General features: G+C 32.6%; 21 protein-coding genes. 5 read left to right on the top strand and 16 right to left on the bottom strand.

What is annotated here, in order from left to right; genetic code table 11:
- Positions 1-48 precede the first annotated feature (48 nt).
- From ACKJXD_RS05810 to ACKJXD_RS05785, 6 genes are all read right to left on the bottom strand, one after another.
- Positions 49-672: a single-stranded DNA-binding protein gene (locus ACKJXD_RS05810; protein WP_430875801.1), complete on the bottom strand. Its 624-nt coding sequence runs from the start codon at positions 670-672 to the stop codon at positions 49-51.
- 2 nt (positions 673-674) lie between these two features.
- Positions 675-932, bottom strand: coding sequence for a hypothetical protein (locus ACKJXD_RS05805; protein WP_430875800.1), 258 nt, complete (start codon positions 930-932; stop codon positions 675-677).
- Positions 925-1,104, bottom strand: a complete 180-nt coding sequence (locus ACKJXD_RS05800; RefSeq protein ID WP_430875799.1) for a hypothetical protein — start codon at positions 1,102-1,104, stop codon at positions 925-927. The genes ACKJXD_RS05805 and ACKJXD_RS05800 overlap by 8 nt, the downstream gene beginning before the upstream one ends.
- Positions 1,105-1,391: 287 nt before the next feature.
- Positions 1,392-1,952: a lambda exonuclease family protein gene (locus ACKJXD_RS05795; RefSeq protein WP_430875798.1), complete on the bottom strand. Its 561-nt coding sequence runs from the start codon at positions 1,950-1,952 to the stop codon at positions 1,392-1,394.
- Positions 1,933-2,679: a phage recombination protein Bet gene (gene bet, locus ACKJXD_RS05790; RefSeq protein WP_430875797.1), complete on the bottom strand. Its 747-nt coding sequence runs from the start codon at positions 2,677-2,679 to the stop codon at positions 1,933-1,935. The genes ACKJXD_RS05795 and bet overlap by 20 nt, the downstream gene beginning before the upstream one ends.
- A 1-nt stretch (position 2,680) precedes the next feature.
- Positions 2,681-2,965 carry a hypothetical protein gene (locus ACKJXD_RS05785; RefSeq protein ID WP_430875796.1) on the bottom strand — a complete coding sequence of 95 codons (285 nt, stop codon included), beginning with the start codon at positions 2,963-2,965 and terminating at the stop codon, positions 2,681-2,683.
- Positions 2,966-3,339: 374 nt separating this feature from the next.
- Between ACKJXD_RS05785 and ACKJXD_RS05780 the strand changes: the two genes are divergently transcribed.
- The gene (locus ACKJXD_RS05780) at positions 3,340-3,864 is read left to right on the top strand and encodes a hypothetical protein (RefSeq protein WP_430875795.1); all 525 of its coding nucleotides are present in this window, start codon (positions 3,340-3,342) and stop codon (positions 3,862-3,864) included.
- A gap of 548 nt (positions 3,865-4,412) precedes the next feature.
- Positions 4,413-5,444: a DNA cytosine methyltransferase gene (locus tag ACKJXD_RS05775; protein WP_430875794.1), complete on the top strand. Its 1,032-nt coding sequence runs from the start codon at positions 4,413-4,415 to the stop codon at positions 5,442-5,444.
- Here ACKJXD_RS05775 and ACKJXD_RS05770 read toward each other — a convergent pair.
- From ACKJXD_RS05770 to ACKJXD_RS05755, 4 genes are all read right to left on the bottom strand, one after another.
- Positions 5,424-6,095, bottom strand: coding sequence for an MAE_28990/MAE_18760 family HEPN-like nuclease (locus ACKJXD_RS05770; RefSeq protein ID WP_430875793.1), 672 nt, complete (start codon positions 6,093-6,095; stop codon positions 5,424-5,426). The genes ACKJXD_RS05775 and ACKJXD_RS05770 overlap by 21 nt on opposite strands.
- 10 nt (positions 6,096-6,105) lie before the next feature.
- Positions 6,106-7,170 (bottom strand): DUF262 domain-containing protein, encoded by a 1,065-nt coding sequence (locus ACKJXD_RS05765; RefSeq protein ID WP_430875792.1) that lies wholly within the window; start codon positions 7,168-7,170, stop codon positions 6,106-6,108.
- 113 nt (positions 7,171-7,283) lie between these two features.
- On the bottom strand, positions 7,284-7,844 hold the full coding sequence (locus ACKJXD_RS05760) for a hypothetical protein (protein WP_430875791.1): 561 nt from the start codon (positions 7,842-7,844) through the stop codon (positions 7,284-7,286).
- Positions 7,845-7,871: 27 nt separating this feature from the next.
- Positions 7,872-8,546: a LexA family transcriptional regulator gene (locus ACKJXD_RS05755; protein WP_430875790.1), complete on the bottom strand. Its 675-nt coding sequence runs from the start codon at positions 8,544-8,546 to the stop codon at positions 7,872-7,874.
- A 147-nt stretch (positions 8,547-8,693) separates the two neighbouring features.
- On the opposite strand from ACKJXD_RS05755, the gene ACKJXD_RS05750 reads away from it, so the two are divergent.
- From ACKJXD_RS05750 to ACKJXD_RS05740, 3 genes are all read left to right on the top strand, one after another.
- Positions 8,694-8,903: a helix-turn-helix transcriptional regulator gene (locus ACKJXD_RS05750; protein ID WP_430875883.1), complete on the top strand. Its 210-nt coding sequence runs from the start codon at positions 8,694-8,696 to the stop codon at positions 8,901-8,903.
- A gap of 1,056 nt (positions 8,904-9,959) precedes the next feature.
- Complete coding sequence (locus tag ACKJXD_RS05745) at positions 9,960-10,301, top strand: hypothetical protein (RefSeq protein WP_220217040.1); 342 nt, start codon at positions 9,960-9,962, stop codon at positions 10,299-10,301.
- 293 nt (positions 10,302-10,594) lie between these two features.
- Positions 10,595-10,894, top strand: coding sequence for a DUF6694 family lipoprotein (locus ACKJXD_RS05740; protein ID WP_220217041.1), 300 nt, complete (start codon positions 10,595-10,597; stop codon positions 10,892-10,894).
- 87 nt (positions 10,895-10,981) lie between these two features.
- Here the strand turns inward: ACKJXD_RS05740 and ACKJXD_RS05735 are convergent, their stop codons facing one another.
- From ACKJXD_RS05735 to ACKJXD_RS05710, 6 genes are all read right to left on the bottom strand, one after another.
- Positions 10,982-11,914 (bottom strand): hypothetical protein, encoded by a 933-nt coding sequence (locus ACKJXD_RS05735; RefSeq protein ID WP_430875789.1) that lies wholly within the window; start codon positions 11,912-11,914, stop codon positions 10,982-10,984.
- 6 nt (positions 11,915-11,920) lie between these two features.
- Entirely contained in the window at positions 11,921-12,859 is a 939-nt protein-coding gene (locus tag ACKJXD_RS05730) for a hypothetical protein (protein WP_430875788.1), read from the bottom strand.
- Between the two features lie 4 nt (positions 12,860-12,863).
- Complete coding sequence (locus ACKJXD_RS05725) at positions 12,864-13,802, bottom strand: hypothetical protein (RefSeq protein WP_430875787.1); 939 nt, start codon at positions 13,800-13,802, stop codon at positions 12,864-12,866.
- Positions 13,802-14,743 carry a hypothetical protein gene (locus ACKJXD_RS05720; RefSeq protein WP_430875786.1) on the bottom strand — a complete coding sequence of 314 codons (942 nt, stop codon included), beginning with the start codon at positions 14,741-14,743 and terminating at the stop codon, positions 13,802-13,804. The genes ACKJXD_RS05725 and ACKJXD_RS05720 overlap by 1 nt, the downstream gene beginning before the upstream one ends.
- Complete coding sequence (locus ACKJXD_RS05715; RefSeq protein WP_430875785.1) at positions 14,743-15,678, bottom strand: hypothetical protein; 936 nt, start codon at positions 15,676-15,678, stop codon at positions 14,743-14,745. Before ACKJXD_RS05715 ends, ACKJXD_RS05720 begins: the two co-directional genes overlap by 1 nt.
- A gap of 6 nt (positions 15,679-15,684) precedes the next feature.
- Positions 15,685-16,308, bottom strand: a 624-nt coding sequence (locus tag ACKJXD_RS05710; RefSeq protein WP_430875784.1) for a hypothetical protein, incomplete at its 5' end; no start/stop codon positions are given.

Raw genomic sequence — 16,308 nt, 5'->3', positions numbered from 1 at the left:
GTGGTGGCGATAGTTGCGTGTTTGGTGTTTGTTGGTCTTGTTCTGCGTTTATTTTTTTAGTGGTTTGAATTTGTGAAACTCGTAAACATGGTTTTGAGTGAACCCCCCCTCAGTTTGCCACTCCTCAATGTAGAACTCCCCGCTAACTGCAACCAAATCGCCCCTTTTGATATACGGAGCATAACCTTCTGCAAGCTTCCCCCACATTACACATTTAAGCCATGCGGTTTTTTGTTTGTCACCATATCCGAACTTAACAGGTAAACTAAACTCACCAATCGCGGTGCCGTTTTGTGCATATCGTAATATAGCATCCTGTCCGGCATTTCCTGTTGCTGTCAATGTATTAATTGCCATTGTTACTCTCCGGTTGTTGAATTGTTTGGTCCGAGGATAAGAATTTCTCTCCTTCTCCATTATCTTGTGCATCTCCTCAAGCACTAAGAGGAGCGATTCTTTTTTTTCAGTCCAATAATTGGTTGGTTTTAATTCCAGAACAGCATTATTTGAGTGCACCGCCTCTTTTATTTCACCCCAACAAATATCAATATCATCAAGGTTGTCATTTTGCGTATATGAATCCAAGCACTCTTGAGCATAATTTTTTGCTTCTTCTGCTGTATCGTGATATTCAACGCCATTACCGTGATGGTCGTAGCTAAAATATTTCATAATCATTCCTCAATCAGCTTTAATTTATAATCACACAGATAGTCATATTCACCAGACGGGTCGTGGCGAACGTTTGTTTTAGTCGTAATTTCCTTGACCTCGCCCCAGCAAACTAAATCAACTCGCTCCTTCCAACGACCGTCACAATCGAGCATTTCAGGAATACATGATTGCGCCCTCAATTTAGCCTCGTCAGCTTCGATTTCGAACTTGTAAGTTTTTTCTACAGTATGAACAAAAGTGCCCGTAAACCTAGCCATTAACCACCTCCAGCATGGCTTTTATTTCCTCGTAGGTTTCTTTGACAGGAAGTGCAACTTCTCCACCTAATCTAATAAAGGCGTTTGTGGTATGATCTAAAACGCAAAGAATTTTATCAACATTCACTAGTGTTTTCTCTTTAACGTCCGTCACCTCAATAAATTTAGACATTTAAACCTCCTAAAATTAATTTGTTCGCTTACACTCATTCGGTATGTCGTGGCATGTTTTATGTTCCCACCACGCGCTACGTCATATTCACCACGTTCTAACCATGAGTCGTCATCTAGCCAGACAATTCCGTATAAATATTAACCGCCAAGCCCACTGTTATATTCAAAATTAATCTGGTCATTGTTTTACTCCGTAAAAAAACCGTCACTGGAACGGCTATATTTTTTTATTTGTTTAATTTTTTCATCCAGCTCCTGCAAAAACAGGATAACCTCCAACTCGATTTAGCAGGCTAAATTTTCGTCATAATAAATTCGCACACATTTAAAACTCAGATTATCTGGTAATCTATTGTCGTAACTCACAAAATCACACCATTTGCGACCCGTACAAATCATTTGCCATTGCATTTGTAATATGTATTCTCGTTTGGGTTTTAGTGACTGGATAAACTCCAAATGCGTCCATGTGTTAGGGCATTTTATTTCGATTAGCCCGTCGTCATTTACCAGTCCGTCAGGACTAGCACCAGCATTTTCGATTGCAGGGTGGGGGATAAACCCCACTTCTGTAACGATTGCATCAAATTGGTTTAATACATATAGCTCTCTGGCTGTTGGCTCTAACTCTGTGCCACGTTGCATGGCTGTATTAGTGTATGATTCTGCAGGTGTTTCAGTTAGTCGTTCACAAATCAGCTGAGCCATGTAATTTTGACGAGATGCGGCGTATCCACTTTTAGTTTTCGCCATTACGTCACTAATTCGACTAGCGGTAACTTTTCCTAGTCTTATCTTGAACCATTCATCGGTACGTTGTTCAACTTCATTTAAAAGTGTTGCCATCTTGATTTACCTCTTTAAATTCTACTTCAACTGGACATGATGCCTTGATTCGTTCTTTTTCATCATTACCAATGATTTTTCTATCTTCTTGGCTAATTGACATCCAATAGGCGCCAAAAGCTTCTAACCCTTTTTTAGCTTCATCTTCGCATAGCTTAATTAGCTCAGGACGTCTATCATCTGATTGTTTACCTGTATTTACTTCAGTAGCTGAACCTTCAATAATTCGTTCGGCTTCATCTTGGTCGTAAATTCCTGCAAAACCAAAAGCAAGCCTTGCACATTGAATCATTGCTTTATGCCTTAGCATACGCTTTGGATGAGATTTCCATGGTTGAGCGTTATCTCTTTTACATTCGCTCATCCATTCGGTCACTGAGATAGGGTGGCATCTATCTCCTCGATAAATCTTGCATGTACATTTTTCATCATCTTGGCCAAAGTCCATACCATCAAATTGTGGATTTTGATTAATAATTATTGCCCATCCATCAACGCCAACAATTGGCACTATACCGTTACGTGAATCAGGGAATGCATAAATTTCTTTAGTCCACGGATTTAATGAATACTGATTAGCTACAATTAAAAGGGCGGTTAATTGATCGTCATTAGCATTACTTTTAAATGCTGTATTTTTTAGTACATCAAGAATCCCCTTGGGGCTTCCTAGCTCTAACTTTTTGGATAATGTTAAAGTCAATTCCGTTAGTTTGTTTCCGCTCATTCTAAAATCTCCATTCATTGAATTTTTCTTTATATTCGGTTTTTGCTTGTGAATAACAGATATCAGTTATAAATTGGTTATAAATGTTAGTATCTACCGGATTGTTTTCTAACCTAACGTTGATTAACTCTACTATTTGCCAGTCATTGTCATTACTAAAGTTTTTAATTAGTTCTTCGGCTCGGCTTTCAATCCATTCATCCTTAGCATCTTGCATTTCAATATTGTTTAACATATTGCAGCAAGCTCTTTCGTAACCATTTTCAACCAATTTATGTAATTGCATAACTCACCTCGTAGCAATCTGTAGCATCCAGTAGAACAAGCCAAATAATCCACCTAAAATCACAAAGTATGTGCAAAAGATGGCGAAACTTAATTTCGCTGTCTGTTAACTCGTAATCCTTGTGAAATCTATCTTTGATTTTCACATTAACAAAATCTTTATTAGTCATAGTCACCTCGTAAAAAGCCCTCGCTAGGAGGGCAAATAGGATGTAGCATTGCGCCGTCTTTCCGAGCTGTCAGTATTCGTAAGAACTCTTGTAAACGCGCTTAGGAATATGCCTGAGTAATACTGCAACACGCTCAGGTTTCCTTGACAACCACGTACAAGGATTTAGAATATGTATAACCACGTAAAAACAAGGATTTTTATTTATGCCAGATTGGCTAGTTACTATTATTTCTATTTTTAGAAAGGATATTTTTTCATTGAAAAGTATGTTGATAGTTCTTGTTTCGTTATGTATTTTTTTTATAGTTCCCACCGAAATTCAAATTAAATTTAGTGAAAAAGTAAAAATTCCATTCAGTTATGAAATAGCGGTTTTTGCTACCAGTTTTATTTTGTGCAGTTTTATTTATTCTGTAGTGGTAAATTTTAAAAAGTTCCATACAAACTTTTCTAATAAAAAACAGTTAAATAAAGAACGAAATGAATTAGTATCATTAATTAATTCGTTAAATAAATCTGAGAAAGAAGTTATTGCTTATTTATTACATAGTGGTTATCCATACATTTCATTTGAAGCGGAAAAAATACCTAAACATGTTATTAAGCTTATTAATAAGGGGTTAATTTTTCAATGTAGTTTTCCGCGTACATTTGATACCGAATGTCGCTTTACACTAGATTCATCATTCGAAAAATTTATTAGAAACGAAATCAAAAAAATTGAATGATTATGATGATTAGTATTATTTTGATTTGATTGCTACACTATCGCAGTAGCCTCGCAACCGTTTACATCTGTATTTCTTGACCTATACATACACACTAACTTTCTAGTGTTAGCATTATAGAAAGTTCCCGAATTATTCGGTCATCAGTTAAGGTGGGTTGACCACCATCAATTTTGTTCAAACTATATAACTCTTACTAAAAGACATTTAGTTTGATTGTTTACCGCCTGTATTGAGTTACCGCACAGTCCCGACGCATGGTTTAAAGTCGCGCCGTTCGACTATCTAATCAAAACCGCTGTACTTTCATATGCCTCAGCTAGCTATTTGAATCTTCTTAACTTGCTAAATAACTCGTAGTCTTGTTTAACTTTTTTGGTAAGTTGATTGTTTTGATGTGTTTATATCACAAAATGTAATTTTAGCTGGTTGTTTTTTGTTCATGTTGAGTGGAAAAAGATTCCATATGCGGATTTTAGGTATGAAAAAACTCGAGGTTTTAAAATTAAATTGCTATAATAATATTAGTAATTTTTAAAAGGTCGAATATGAATATTAAGGTTATAGATTTATTCTGTGGTGTTGGAGGGTTAACTCATGGAATGCAACAGTCAGGTTTGAATGTAATTGCAGGAATTGATATAGAAAATTCTTGTCGTTATGCTTATGAAAAAAATAATAGTTCTATTTTTATAAATAAAGATATTAAAGAAGTAACTTCTAATGATCTAAATGAACTTTTTGGCAATGCGAAAATTAAAGTTCTTGCGGGTTGTGCTCCTTGCCAGCCATTTTCAAATTATACTCAAGCTAAAAATAAGAGTAATGATAAAAAATGGCCTTTATTATATGAGTTTTCAAGATTAATTAATGACATTCTTCCAGAAATAGTCACAATGGAAAATGTCCCCGAAGTAGTGAAGCATTCAGTCTATAATGATTTTGTATATTCTTTAAAACAGCTAGGATATTATGTTTTTGAACAGAAAATTAATTGTTTAGAATATGGAGTACCACAAAAAAGATATCGACAAGTATTGTTGGCATCAAGATTTGGACCTGTCGAGTTTATACCTCCATCAATAGATAAACCTATAACCGTAAAAGAAGCCATAGGTAAATTTCCTAAAATAAATGATGGTGAAGTAAGTATCACCGATGCTTTACACCGAGCAAGCAAGCTATCCAAAATAAATAAAAAAAGAATTAAACATTCTGTTCCGGGTGGTTCTTGGCTTGATTGGCCTAGTGAGCTGAGACTTGAATGTCACAAAAAATTAACGGGGAAAGGATACTCTGCAGTATATGGACGAATGGAGTGGAATAAACCAAGTCCAACAATTACAACACTTTGTTATGGATATGGAAATGGAAGATTTGGCCATCCAGAGCAGGATAGAGCTATTTCATTAAGGGAGGCTGCAGTTTTGCAGAGTTTTCCTGATAATTATGTTTTTTGTAAATCTAACGAAATTAATATGAGAGCAGTAGGAAAAATGATTGGTAACGCCGTTCCTGTTAAATTAGGCAAAGCTATTGGACAATCCATAGTGAATCATTTATCGGCTTTGGGTTTTTAAATATAATTTATTCTTAATATATTTAGCGATTTCATTGAGTAATTCTTCTAGATAATTGATTGTAAGTTCTTTTTCTTTCTTTAACGAGTCAATTGATTTTTGTTTTCCATGAGAAAGAAAAGATTCTTTTCCGTGAGCTAGCGAATTCCTTGCTTTTTTTATTCCCAATATAACATACATAGCATTATCTTCTCGATCTAATGTTTTATGATTAAAGCCATATATATCACCAATTTCTCTAATTATTTTTCCGTCAATATTCCCAGAGAATAAAGGGTTTTTTTCATTACTGACAAGCTTTTCATAGTTGTTCAACCAGCTATTAAATATAACTGAATTAATATTACGATATCCATCTTTACCATATGATTTTAAATATTCACGATCAGTAAGTGAGCATGCCTTTTTTGCCAAAGATGGCTTTAATTTATCTATATTAAGATTTCTCTCATTTTTTAATGCTGTATGAATATCATTTATAATTTCGGTAAATGTTGATTCTATTAAATTATAAAGCATTAAGTAGCCATTAGCCTTCATAATGTGGGATATTTCGTTACTAATAGTTTTATTATTGATTGAATCCAATAAAAAATCTAAATATTTATTAATATCCTCTTTTCTTTCATTAAACAAAATCGCACTTTGCATTACTATTTCTTCACTTGTTTAAAAATCTATCTCGAGCATATTCCAATCTTGCTCTAAGTTTAGGTCTTGAATTTGACGCATCACTTTTAGTATGAATCAAAAATTCGTCAGATGTTATCCATTTATTTATATTTAAAGGAATAACCTTAGGATTTATTTTCAGAGCTAATGATGCGCCAACAGACAAAACTTCAAATCTAACTCTTGGTACTGTGTTTGATGTCGAAGATTTTCTAAATCCATTCGGTACATATTTATCGATAAAGCTGCACATTTTAATAAATTGTTTCGTTAGTTTTGTCTCTTCTTCCTTTGTAAAGGACTGATTCATTTTATCTAAATATTCACTAAGAAAATCTTTGACACTTTTTTTATAATTTAAATAGTTATCTTTATATGCGAAATATCTAAGTAACATTTCTGTATTTTCAGCTCTATCGGATCGTCGTTCTGATATAGGGCATATTTTTTTAAATATTTCATTTTGACTTAAGTTATCTAAAAATTGCATAAAAGGCCCATCTAACGAGCCTCTTCTTTGCTCCATGTCTGTTAGTTTAGTGCCACCAGTGTTTAATCTATCAAAGATATCTCTTCGTGTTTCTTCTTTTGCTAGTTCTGTTAACTCAATCATTCTAAGAGTAATTCGTAGAAATCTAAGTTGGCGCGCATCACTAAAATCTTCGAATTTGAATCCATTTGCTTTTGTTAATTTTTTTAATCCTTTTAGAGTAAATTTATTGTCAATAAAATTGACAATTGTCCTTATTCTTTGACTTCCATCCACAATTTCTAATTTCCCTTTATTTTTCCCATCTCCAACATCCGCTGCAAAAATATAAGGTATAGGTATATCCAATAATAATGATTCAATAAATCTGGATTGTTGAATCTCATTCCAAACAAGGCTTCTTTGATATTCTGGAACAAATAGTTCTGTTGTGCCATCTTTTAGTTTTCTAATAAACTTATCATATATCACTTCAAGCGGATACTCTCTTATTTGATGATCAGTTATTCGCTTTTCTTCTGTAATTTGATTATCTAATTCGGTTTTTTCTTTATCAAATTTCATTGTATCCACCCTTCATATAACAATATTTTATTAAAATAAGATTCCACAACTTATATATTTAAAAAATCATCAATACATTCGTTTTTATATAAACCCCGAAGCGGTTATTTTTTTCACTGAAACTGATTTTCAGTAGATTTTTTCCATAACAATAAATTTATTAATATTTCGCGAGCTGTTGATTCATCTATAAGATAATGGTTTTCTACAAAAAGAGGAATAAAATAAGATTTTGGATAATACGCTAATCTTGCATATGGCACGCCTTTTTCTATGTGATATTCGGTACCTATTACATTGAGTTTTATATTTTTTTCATAATCATTTTTTTGTGAAAGCAATTGATCCGCTGGGAGATGAGACCATCGAATAAAGTTTATTATTTCTGAAATCGCTTCATCAACCTGATTTCGTTCTATTTTCCCGTAAAATACATTGAGATATCCGCTCCATGCGCCATAGAGCGTTATTAGTTGCCAAGTATTATTTTGGGGATTAATAGCCGAAAATAAGCTATCATCCCATCCTTCATTTTTACATTCATTCTGATCATTTAGTCTAGAGCAAAAGTGAGTTTTATTTTTGAAATAGTGCTCATTATGTTCTTTATAATTATAATTAGCACAACCAGACATTATGAATATTATAGATAAAATTGAAATAAATCTTCGCATTTTTTAATCCTTATTATAATAATTAAATTAACCATGTTTCCTTAATAGCATTGATTGACTAAGCATTACTTTCCCATGTATATAAAGTTGATCAATTTCATCCTCGCTAATATCCCACGAATCATAAAGCTGATTATCGGATTTCACTCGAATAACATTTTTAATTACCTGTAATCGTTTTACAAATAGATTACGACCGAATGTAAAAACATAAATTCCATCCCCCTCAAACATCCGCTTAGATACATCAACAAATATTGCATCACCGCTATCAAACGTGCCCTGCATACTGTCACCACTGATATTGATGACTTTCAAATTTTCAGCGTTCACACCTTTAAATAGCGTTTTTGCCTGCTCCGAATCATATTCAATTAATTTAATCACTTCCTTCACATCCGAGTTTAGGTAGCCCAATCCTGCGCTAGCCGTAATATTTAGAACTTCAACCAGAAAATTATTTTTTTTGTTTTTAATTTTCGCATTGTTTTCTATAGCTGAGCCATCAGCGTTTATTGTAATTTCCTTAATTCCAACAGCCTTCAGTATAGATGCAATAATATCAGTATCGGGCTTCCTACGTCCTGATAACCAATGAGCAACGCTACCCTGAGTAACATTTAATTTTTCCGCAAGACTTTCTTGCGTTTCGCCAACAATTTTCATTCTGTTTTTAACTATATTTTGCCATGTGTTAGCCATAAGTAATCCTCATTTATTTTTTAAATTATTACAGTATGTATTAAATTTACAACCAACATAATGTAATATTTGTTGCAATTATTGATTACATTATGTAATAAAATTTAGGGGATTGTTTATGAACAAAATTAAATATTATAGAAAAAAATTAATATCACTCAGGAAAACCTAGCGCAGGCTTTAAATGTATCTCAAGGTGCGTCACACTATGAATCCGGTAAACGAGATGTCGCTTTAGAAACATGTAGAAAAATTGCAGGTTTTTTTGTTAGCTCCGGTGTTAATACCTCCATTGATGATATTTTTCCACCAAAACAAACAATTAATAAAAGTAATCGTAAACAGACATGTAAATAACCAACCCAAAATCACAGCTAGAACGCGTTATTGCCGTCTGTAGTGACGGGCAATATCGAACGCTCGATAAAAATCCAGCACGAAATTAAACGGTGATTTAATCAGTTTGATACGACGCCAGCAATTAGCGCGAGATATTACGCGAAACCGGTCGTTTATTTAAACTGGTTTATGTTAAACACAAGTATCACAAAATTAATGAAAAAACCAAAAAAACTTGTTTTTACTATACGTTGAGGGCGGTAAAAAATGAATCCAGTTGATTTTATTTATGAAAACATAAAAAAATTTTAGAAAACGAGGGTGACAGCAAAAAAATTGCATCGGCAGGGGCGTGTGCTGGGGTTGATGAATACCGCAGGCGGGCAAGTTACAAATATAGTAGTGTGACCAATTTGTGACATAAAAATCAATTAATATATACTAAAATTTATAAAAATCTACTAACCGAAGTTGTGGCTGGCCCTTGTTGTTTATAGGTTTATTAAGGTTTTTCAGTTAATATATTTTAATACGTCAAGGCACTTCTAAGCCGTAGGTCACAGGTTCGAATCCTGTAGGGGACGCCATTTCATCAACGACTCACAATACTCGACTAAGATTAAATCCCATTTTTACTTGATTTTTAGAATTTTTACACGATCTAATATGATTCTATAGAATTGACAACATCAATCTATTAACGGTGTCGTTACGGTATATTCTAATACAGCAATAAAAAATACCGTAAAAGCCATTGAATCTGCAAAACCCAAGACAAACATCCGGTAGACCAAGCCAAATAATCCACCTAAATTCACCACGTATGTGCAAAGTAAGGCAAAAATTAATTTCGCAGTTTATTAACTCATAAATTTTCTAAAACCTATCTTTGATTTTCACATTAACAAAATTTTCATTAATCATAATCACATCTAAAAAGCCTTATAAAGAGGACAAAGTATATAGGATGCTCGCCTTTTCGAGTTATCAGTATTCATAAATTCACCCGTAAATAATTTTGTGAATAATGTATTTGGCTGTATATTGTATTTTATTTATACACGAGAAATAGATATGAATATATTTAAGAGATTAGTGAAAGGCGATCTAGGCCTAGCTGTAACTTTTTGGGTGTTCGGTGTTTTATTTAGTGTGATTTTAGCTGCAATTTTCTTTGCAATGACTTTTATTTTCAACGCATATCACGTTCCAACATCGTTTAGAATTAGCGTAATCTTATTTATTTATTCAATTAATTTTTTAAATTCGATTCTGGTTCTTGTCGGTTTATTTAATTTATTAAAAAATGGTGGCGTTACTTATTGGAGAGTGATAGCTTTGGTTGTTTGGTTATGTGCGACAGCATATTCAGTCTATGATGATAGCTGCGATATACTACATTTAGTTACGCAGTAGCCTTGCAACTGTTTATATCTGTATTTTTTAACCTGTAAGCACATTAAAGTGTTATAAATCGCAATTACAAGCAGTTCCCTAAAATATTAAGCCAACAGTTGAGGCTGATTGACTGGTGTTAATTTTGGTCCACCGAGCTATTTGGTGCATGAATTTGCGTTTTTCTTTGATGATAATACAGTGATAAGGTCATTATTACCTATTTATCTTTGTTAGAGAAAATAATCGATATTCCTTCGATGGCTAATTGTGTATAATTACAAAAAAAATCAATTAACAAAAGGAAATTATACATGTTCAAGAAGTTACTAGCTGTATTTGTTGTTAGTTTTGTTTTAGTTGGATGTGGTGATGGTTCACCTAAAGTTGACGCTTCATCTAAGTCAGCATTTCAAGCATCAATGAAAGAAATATCTGAAACTTTAAAGGGAGAGGATAGCGATAATTTCAAAAAAGCAATATTGAAGATTGTTTTAGCTGCTAGTTTTGAAACTGGAGGTGATGAAGCTAAAATTCAGCAAATATTGGAAGAAAAACTTGATGGTAAAACGGCAAAAGAAATCCTAAAAGAGTATAGCAAAAGTCAACCATAGTAAAAGATTGAAAGCTCGTTAAATGCGAGCTTTTTTTGGCAAAATAAAGGACTAAAAAGTAAAAATATATAATTTTTTCATCATTACCTATCTTATTACCTCTAATTCGTCAGAGCCTTCGGGTATATGGAAACGGAAAAAATAACTTCCTGTAGTCTTCTTTTTATCTTCTTTATCGATTGCTTTAAATTTAATTCCGTCTGTAAAACTATTCCAGTTTTTTTGTCTTAATTTTACAAGCCTATTATTGGGTTCAATTATTATCTGATAGTCTTTAATCGGTAAAATTTGTATATCATCAAATATCTTTGAAACCTCTCCATTGGTTAAAGAGTGTTCTTGAAGATAATTTTCAATTTCTTCTTGAGTGGCATATAAACAGATAAATTGTTCTTTCCATCTGGGCATAACTGCTTGAAAGTAAGCTTCTGTATCCTTATTTTCTAAAATAGTACGCAACGCCTCTATTTTTTTAACTACTTTTTGTTCCAAATCGGGGACTTTGGTTAAATCTTTAGATTTTGTCCAACCTGTTATTTGATAAGGCACTTGCGCTTCAAATTCAAACGATTTTTCAAAATAAGGTAAATCTTCAACCTGTCCATAAGGCAATTTAAAATTCAAAAAAGAATCGTATTTTTCCATATTCCTTTTATCCCGATAGTATTCTCCCCGAAGATCAAAAGTTGCATATTTGCCTAAAACAGCCTGTCCATTCGGGGGATAAATGCGAAAGGTTATTTTTTGTTTACCACTGCCCAGTATATTATAATTTAGTGGGACAATGAGACTGGTAATTTTACCTTGATAATTGGCAAACATTTGTACATCATTAACAAATAGTTCCCATTTAATATTAGAACTGTAAATTCCGACATAATAGAACGGTTCTTGCTTGTACTGCTTTGGCACTTCAATTGCTTGCATAGTTTCTTGAATTATTTGTTTATCTGTTTTTTGTGCTTGTCCGCAAGAAAACAGAAAACAACTAAGTAAAAACACGTTTATTAATTTTTTCATGAATACCTATCTTATTACCTCTAATTCGTCAGATCCTTCGGGTATATGGAAACGGAATAAATAATTTCCAGTAATCTCCTTTTTATCTTCTTTATCAATTGCTTTAAATTTAATTCCGTCAGAAAAATCATCTTTGTCTTTTTGTCTTAATTTTACAATCCTATTATTGGGTTCAATTATTATTTGATAGTCTGTGATCGGTAAAATTTGTATATTATCGAATAATTTTGAAATCTCCCCGTTGGTTAAAGAGTCTTCTTGAAAAGAATTTTCAATTTCTTGTTGAGTGGCATATAGACAGATAAATTGTTCTTTCGATCTTGGCATGACTGCTTGAAAGTAAGCTTCTGTATCCTTATTTTCTAAAATAGTGCGCAACTCCTCTATTTTTTTAACTACTTTTTGTTCCAAATCGGGGATTTTGGTTAAATCTTTAGATTTTGTCCAACCTGTCATTTGATAAGGCACTTGCGCTTCAAATTCAAACGATTTTTCAAAATAAGGTAAATCTTTAGTCTGTTCATAAGGCAGTTCGAAGTTTAGTATAGGGATTTCAGGATCTTCATTATCCCTAAAATTTTTATTGTAAAATAATCTCATTCTGAAAGCGGCATATTTGCCTAAAACAGCCTGTCCATTCGGGGGATAAATGCGAAAGGTTATTTTTTGTTTACCACTGCCCAGTATATTATAATTTAGTGGTACAATGGGACTGGTAATTTTACCTTGATAATGAGCAAACATTTGTACATCATTAACAAATAGTTCCCATTTAATATTTGCGCTGTAAATTCCGACATAATAGGCAGGTTCTTGCTTGTACTGCTTTGGCACTTCAATTGCTTGCATAGTTTCTTGAATTATTTGTTTATCTGTTTTTTGTGCTTGTCCACAAGAAAATAGAAAACTACTAAGTAAAAACAAGCTAATTGATTTTTTCATCATTACCCTATCTTATTACCTCTAATTCGTCAGATCCTTCGGGTATATGGAAACGAAATAAATAACTTCCAGTAGTCTCCTTTTTATCTTCTTTAACAATTGCTTTAAATTTGATTCCGTCTGTAAAACTATCACCGTTTTTTTGTCTTAATTTTACAAGCCGATTATTGGGTTCAAGTATTATCTGATAGTCAGTAATCGGTAAAATTTGTATATCATCAAATATCTTTGAATATTCCCCATTGGTTAAAGAGTATTCTTGAAAATAATTTTCAATTTCTTCTTGAGTGGCATATAAACAGATGAATTTTTCTTTCAATTTAGGCATGACTGCTTGAAAGTAAGCTTCTGTATCCTTATTTTCTAAAATAGTACGCAACTCTTCTATTTTTTTTACTACTTTTTGTTCCAAATCGGGGACTTTGGTTAAATCTTTAGATTTTGTCCAACCTGTCATTTGGTAAGGCACTTCCGCTTCAAATTCAAACGATTTTTCAAAATAAGGTAAATCTTTAGTCTGTTCATAAGGCAGTTCGAAGTTTAGTATATGGATTTCAGGAATTTCTTGATCCCTAAAATTTTTTCTATAATATAATCTCATTCTAAAAGAGGCATATTTGCCTAAAACAGCCTGTCCATTCGGGGGATAAATGCGAAAGGTTATTTTTTGTTTACCACTGCCCAATATTCGATAGTTTAATGGGACAATGGGACTGGTAATTTTACCTTGATAATGGGCAAACATTTGTACATCATTAACAAATAGTTCCCATTTAATATTAGCGCTGTAAATTCCGACATAATAGAACGGTTCTTGCTTGTACTGCTTTGGCACTTCAATTGCTTGCATAGTTTCTTGAATTATTTGTTTATCTGTTTTTTGTGCTTGTCCGCAAGAAAACAAAAAACAACTAAGTAAAAATAAACTAATTAATTTTTTCATCATTACCATACCTTTAACGCATTGCTACCTTGTGGCATATATAAGAATATAGGTCGACCTCCTTCTATATTTCTTTCTTCTCCTTCATCATTTTTTACACGAACTTTCATATAAAGCATCGGACGTAGATTTTTTTGCCAAAGTGCCACAATTTTACCGTTGGAATAGTATTTAATAGTATAATTTTCTAAAGGGATAAATTCTCTTTTTATCACACGAGAATCATTATCTATTAAAGCCATTTTTCCTTTTTTCATATTTTTGCTTATTTCTTCATAAGTATTATTATATAAAACATTAAAATATTTACCTGCTTCATGTAATAATTGATCATGTAACTCGAACTCTTTGAATTCAATACATAATTGTCTTAATTGTTTATATTTTTCGACAATTTTTTGTTCGATATTTGGAACATTTTTTAAATTAATAGATGTAGCAAGCTCCTGATCGTAAGTAAAGGGTACATCAACATCAATCACCAATTTAGCTTCATAATAAGGTAACTTTTGCTCTTCCAACCCTTGTGGTAAGTTAAATTCAGCAATTTTTTGATAATCTTTTAAAGAAGTATCCTTGTCGGCTGCTCGGTAAATGGTAACAGATGCATTAGCATGTTGGGTTATATAGTCTTCTCCATCTCTCGGGAAGACTTTGATGATGACATTTTTTTTGCCGGCATTAAGTAATAATAAATTTAAAGGCAACATGCTTGATTGACCTGTATTATCTACGAATCTGTAATCGGTACTTCCTTCTACTTCAATAATAAGTTTGCAACCATTCTTGGTAACTTGTGCACCGAATGCTGGGCGATGATTATAGGTTTGGGTTAAAGATACTTGTTTTTGTATTAATTCTTCCATTTGTTTTTTTTTGTTTTCTTGCCCGCAAGAAAACAAAAAAAAACTAAGTAAAAACAAGCTAATTGATTTTTTCATCATTACCATACCTTCAACTCATTGCTACCTTGTGGCATATATAAGAATATAGGTCGACCTCCTTCTATATTTCTTTCTTCTCCTTCATCATTTTTTACACGAGCTTTCATATAAAGCATTGGACATAGATTTTTTTGCCAAAGTGCAACAATTTTACCATTGGCATAATATTGTATAGTATAGTTTTCGATAGGCAAAAATTCGCGATTTGTTATTCTAGAATCCGAATCGGTTAGCATAGGCTTTCTTTTATATGAATTTTTTATTTCCTCATAAGTATTTTCGTAGGTTGTGTTAGATACAATACCTGAAGCATGTATAGATTCCTTATAGTACTTAATTTCATCTTTGTTAATGCATATTGTTCTAATTTGATTATATTTTTCGACAATTTTTTGTTCGATATTTGGGATATTTTTTAAATTAATAGATGTAGCAAGCTCCTGATCGTAAGTAAAGGGTACATCGACATCAATCATCAATTTAGCTTCATAATAAGGTAACTTTTGCTCTTCCAACCCTTGTGGCAAGTTAAAGTCGGCAATTTGTTGATAATCTTTTAAAGAAGTATCCTTGTCGGCTGCTCGGTATATGGTAACAGATGCGTTAGCGTATTTAGTTAGATAGTCTTCTCCATCTCTCGGGTAGACTTTGATGATGACATTTTTTTTACCGGCATTGAATAATAAAAAATTTAAAGGCAACATGGTTGATTGTCCAGTATTATCAGTAAATCGATAATCTTGTGCTCCCTCGACTTCAATAATGAGTTTGCATCCGTTTTTGGTAACTTGTGCACCAAATGCCGGGCGATGTGTGTAATTTTGCGTTAAGGCTAATTCTTGTTGTATGATTTCTTCCATTTGTTTTTCTTGATTTTCTTGTCCGCAAGAAAACAGAAAACAACTTAATAAAAACAAGCTGATTAATTTTTTCATGATTACCTATCTTATTACCTCTAATTCGTCAGAGCCTTCGGGTATATGGAAACGGAATAAATAACTTCCATTAGACTCCTTATTATTTTCTTTAAAAATTGCTTTAAATTTAATTCCGTCAGAAAAATCATCTTTGTCTTTTTGTCTTAATTTTACAATCCTATTATTGGGTTCAATTATTATCTGATAGTCTTCAATCGGTAAAATTTGTATACCATCAAATATCTTTGAATATTCCCCATTAGTTAAAGAACGTTCTTGAAAAAAATTTTCAATTTCTTGTTGAGTGGCATATAAACAGATAAATTTTTCTTTCCATCTAGGCATAGCTGCTTGAAAGTAAGCTTCTGTATCCTTATTTTCTAAAATAGTACGCAACTCCTCTATTTTTTTTACTACTTTTTTTTCTAAATCGGGGACTTTGGTTAAATCTTTAGATTTTGTCCAACCTGTCATTTGATAAGGCACTTGCGCTTCAAATTCAAACGATTTTTCAAAATAAGGTAAATCTTTAGTCTCTTCATAAGGCAGTTCGAAATCTAGTATAGGGATTTCAGGAATTTCTTGATCCCTAAAATTTTTTCTATAATATAATCTCATTCTAAAAGAGGCATATTTGCCTAAAACAGC

The sequence above is a fragment of the Gilliamella sp. G0441 genome (assembly GCF_050589305.1).
Taxonomy (GTDB): domain Bacteria; phylum Pseudomonadota; class Gammaproteobacteria; order Enterobacterales; family Orbaceae; genus Gilliamella.
The sequence above is the reverse complement of the archived record's forward strand: the minus strand, read 5'-3'. Positions and strand labels throughout refer to the sequence as shown.

Coding starts and splice junctions, on each gene's coding strand:
- ACKJXD_RS05755 (WP_430875790.1), bottom strand. CDS start 8,546: ATGGCTAACACATGGCAAAATATAGTTAAAAACAGAATGAAAATTGTT.
- ACKJXD_RS05745 (WP_220217040.1), top strand. CDS start 9,960: ATGAATATATTTAAGAGATTAGTGAAAGGCGATCTAGGCCTAGCTGTA.
- ACKJXD_RS05770 (WP_430875793.1), bottom strand. CDS start 6,095: ATGCAAAGTGCGATTTTGTTTAATGAAAGAAAAGAGGATATTAATAAA.
- ACKJXD_RS05760 (WP_430875791.1), bottom strand. CDS start 7,844: ATGCGAAGATTTATTTCAATTTTATCTATAATATTCATAATGTCTGGT.
- ACKJXD_RS05735 (WP_430875789.1), bottom strand. CDS start 11,914: ATGAAAAAATTAATAAACGTGTTTTTACTTAGTTGTTTTCTGTTTTCT.
- ACKJXD_RS05800 (WP_430875799.1), bottom strand. CDS start 1,104: ATGTCTAAATTTATTGAGGTGACGGACGTTAAAGAGAAAACACTAGTG.
- bet (WP_430875797.1), bottom strand. CDS start 2,679: ATGAGCGGAAACAAACTAACGGAATTGACTTTAACATTATCCAAAAAG.
- ACKJXD_RS05725 (WP_430875787.1), bottom strand. CDS start 13,802: ATGATGAAAAAATTAATTAGTTTATTTTTACTTAGTTGTTTTTTGTTT.
- ACKJXD_RS05730 (WP_430875788.1), bottom strand. CDS start 12,859: ATGATGAAAAAATCAATTAGCTTGTTTTTACTTAGTAGTTTTCTATTT.
- ACKJXD_RS05715 (WP_430875785.1), bottom strand. CDS start 15,678: ATGAAAAAATTAATCAGCTTGTTTTTATTAAGTTGTTTTCTGTTTTCT.
- ACKJXD_RS05805 (WP_430875800.1), bottom strand. CDS start 932: ATGGCTAGGTTTACGGGCACTTTTGTTCATACTGTAGAAAAAACTTAC.
- ACKJXD_RS05765 (WP_430875792.1), bottom strand. CDS start 7,170: ATGAAATTTGATAAAGAAAAAACCGAATTAGATAATCAAATTACAGAA.
- ACKJXD_RS05720 (WP_430875786.1), bottom strand. CDS start 14,743: ATGATGAAAAAATCAATTAGCTTGTTTTTACTTAGTTTTTTTTTGTTT.
- ACKJXD_RS05795 (WP_430875798.1), bottom strand. CDS start 1,952: ATGGCAACACTTTTAAATGAAGTTGAACAACGTACCGATGAATGGTTC.
- ACKJXD_RS05785 (WP_430875796.1), bottom strand. CDS start 2,965: ATGCAATTACATAAATTGGTTGAAAATGGTTACGAAAGAGCTTGCTGC.
- ACKJXD_RS05780 (WP_430875795.1), top strand. CDS start 3,340: ATGCCAGATTGGCTAGTTACTATTATTTCTATTTTTAGAAAGGATATT.
- ACKJXD_RS05775 (WP_430875794.1), top strand. CDS start 4,413: ATGAATATTAAGGTTATAGATTTATTCTGTGGTGTTGGAGGGTTAACT.
- ACKJXD_RS05810 (WP_430875801.1), bottom strand. CDS start 672: ATGAAATATTTTAGCTACGACCATCACGGTAATGGCGTTGAATATCAC.
- ACKJXD_RS05740 (WP_220217041.1), top strand. CDS start 10,595: ATGTTCAAGAAGTTACTAGCTGTATTTGTTGTTAGTTTTGTTTTAGTT.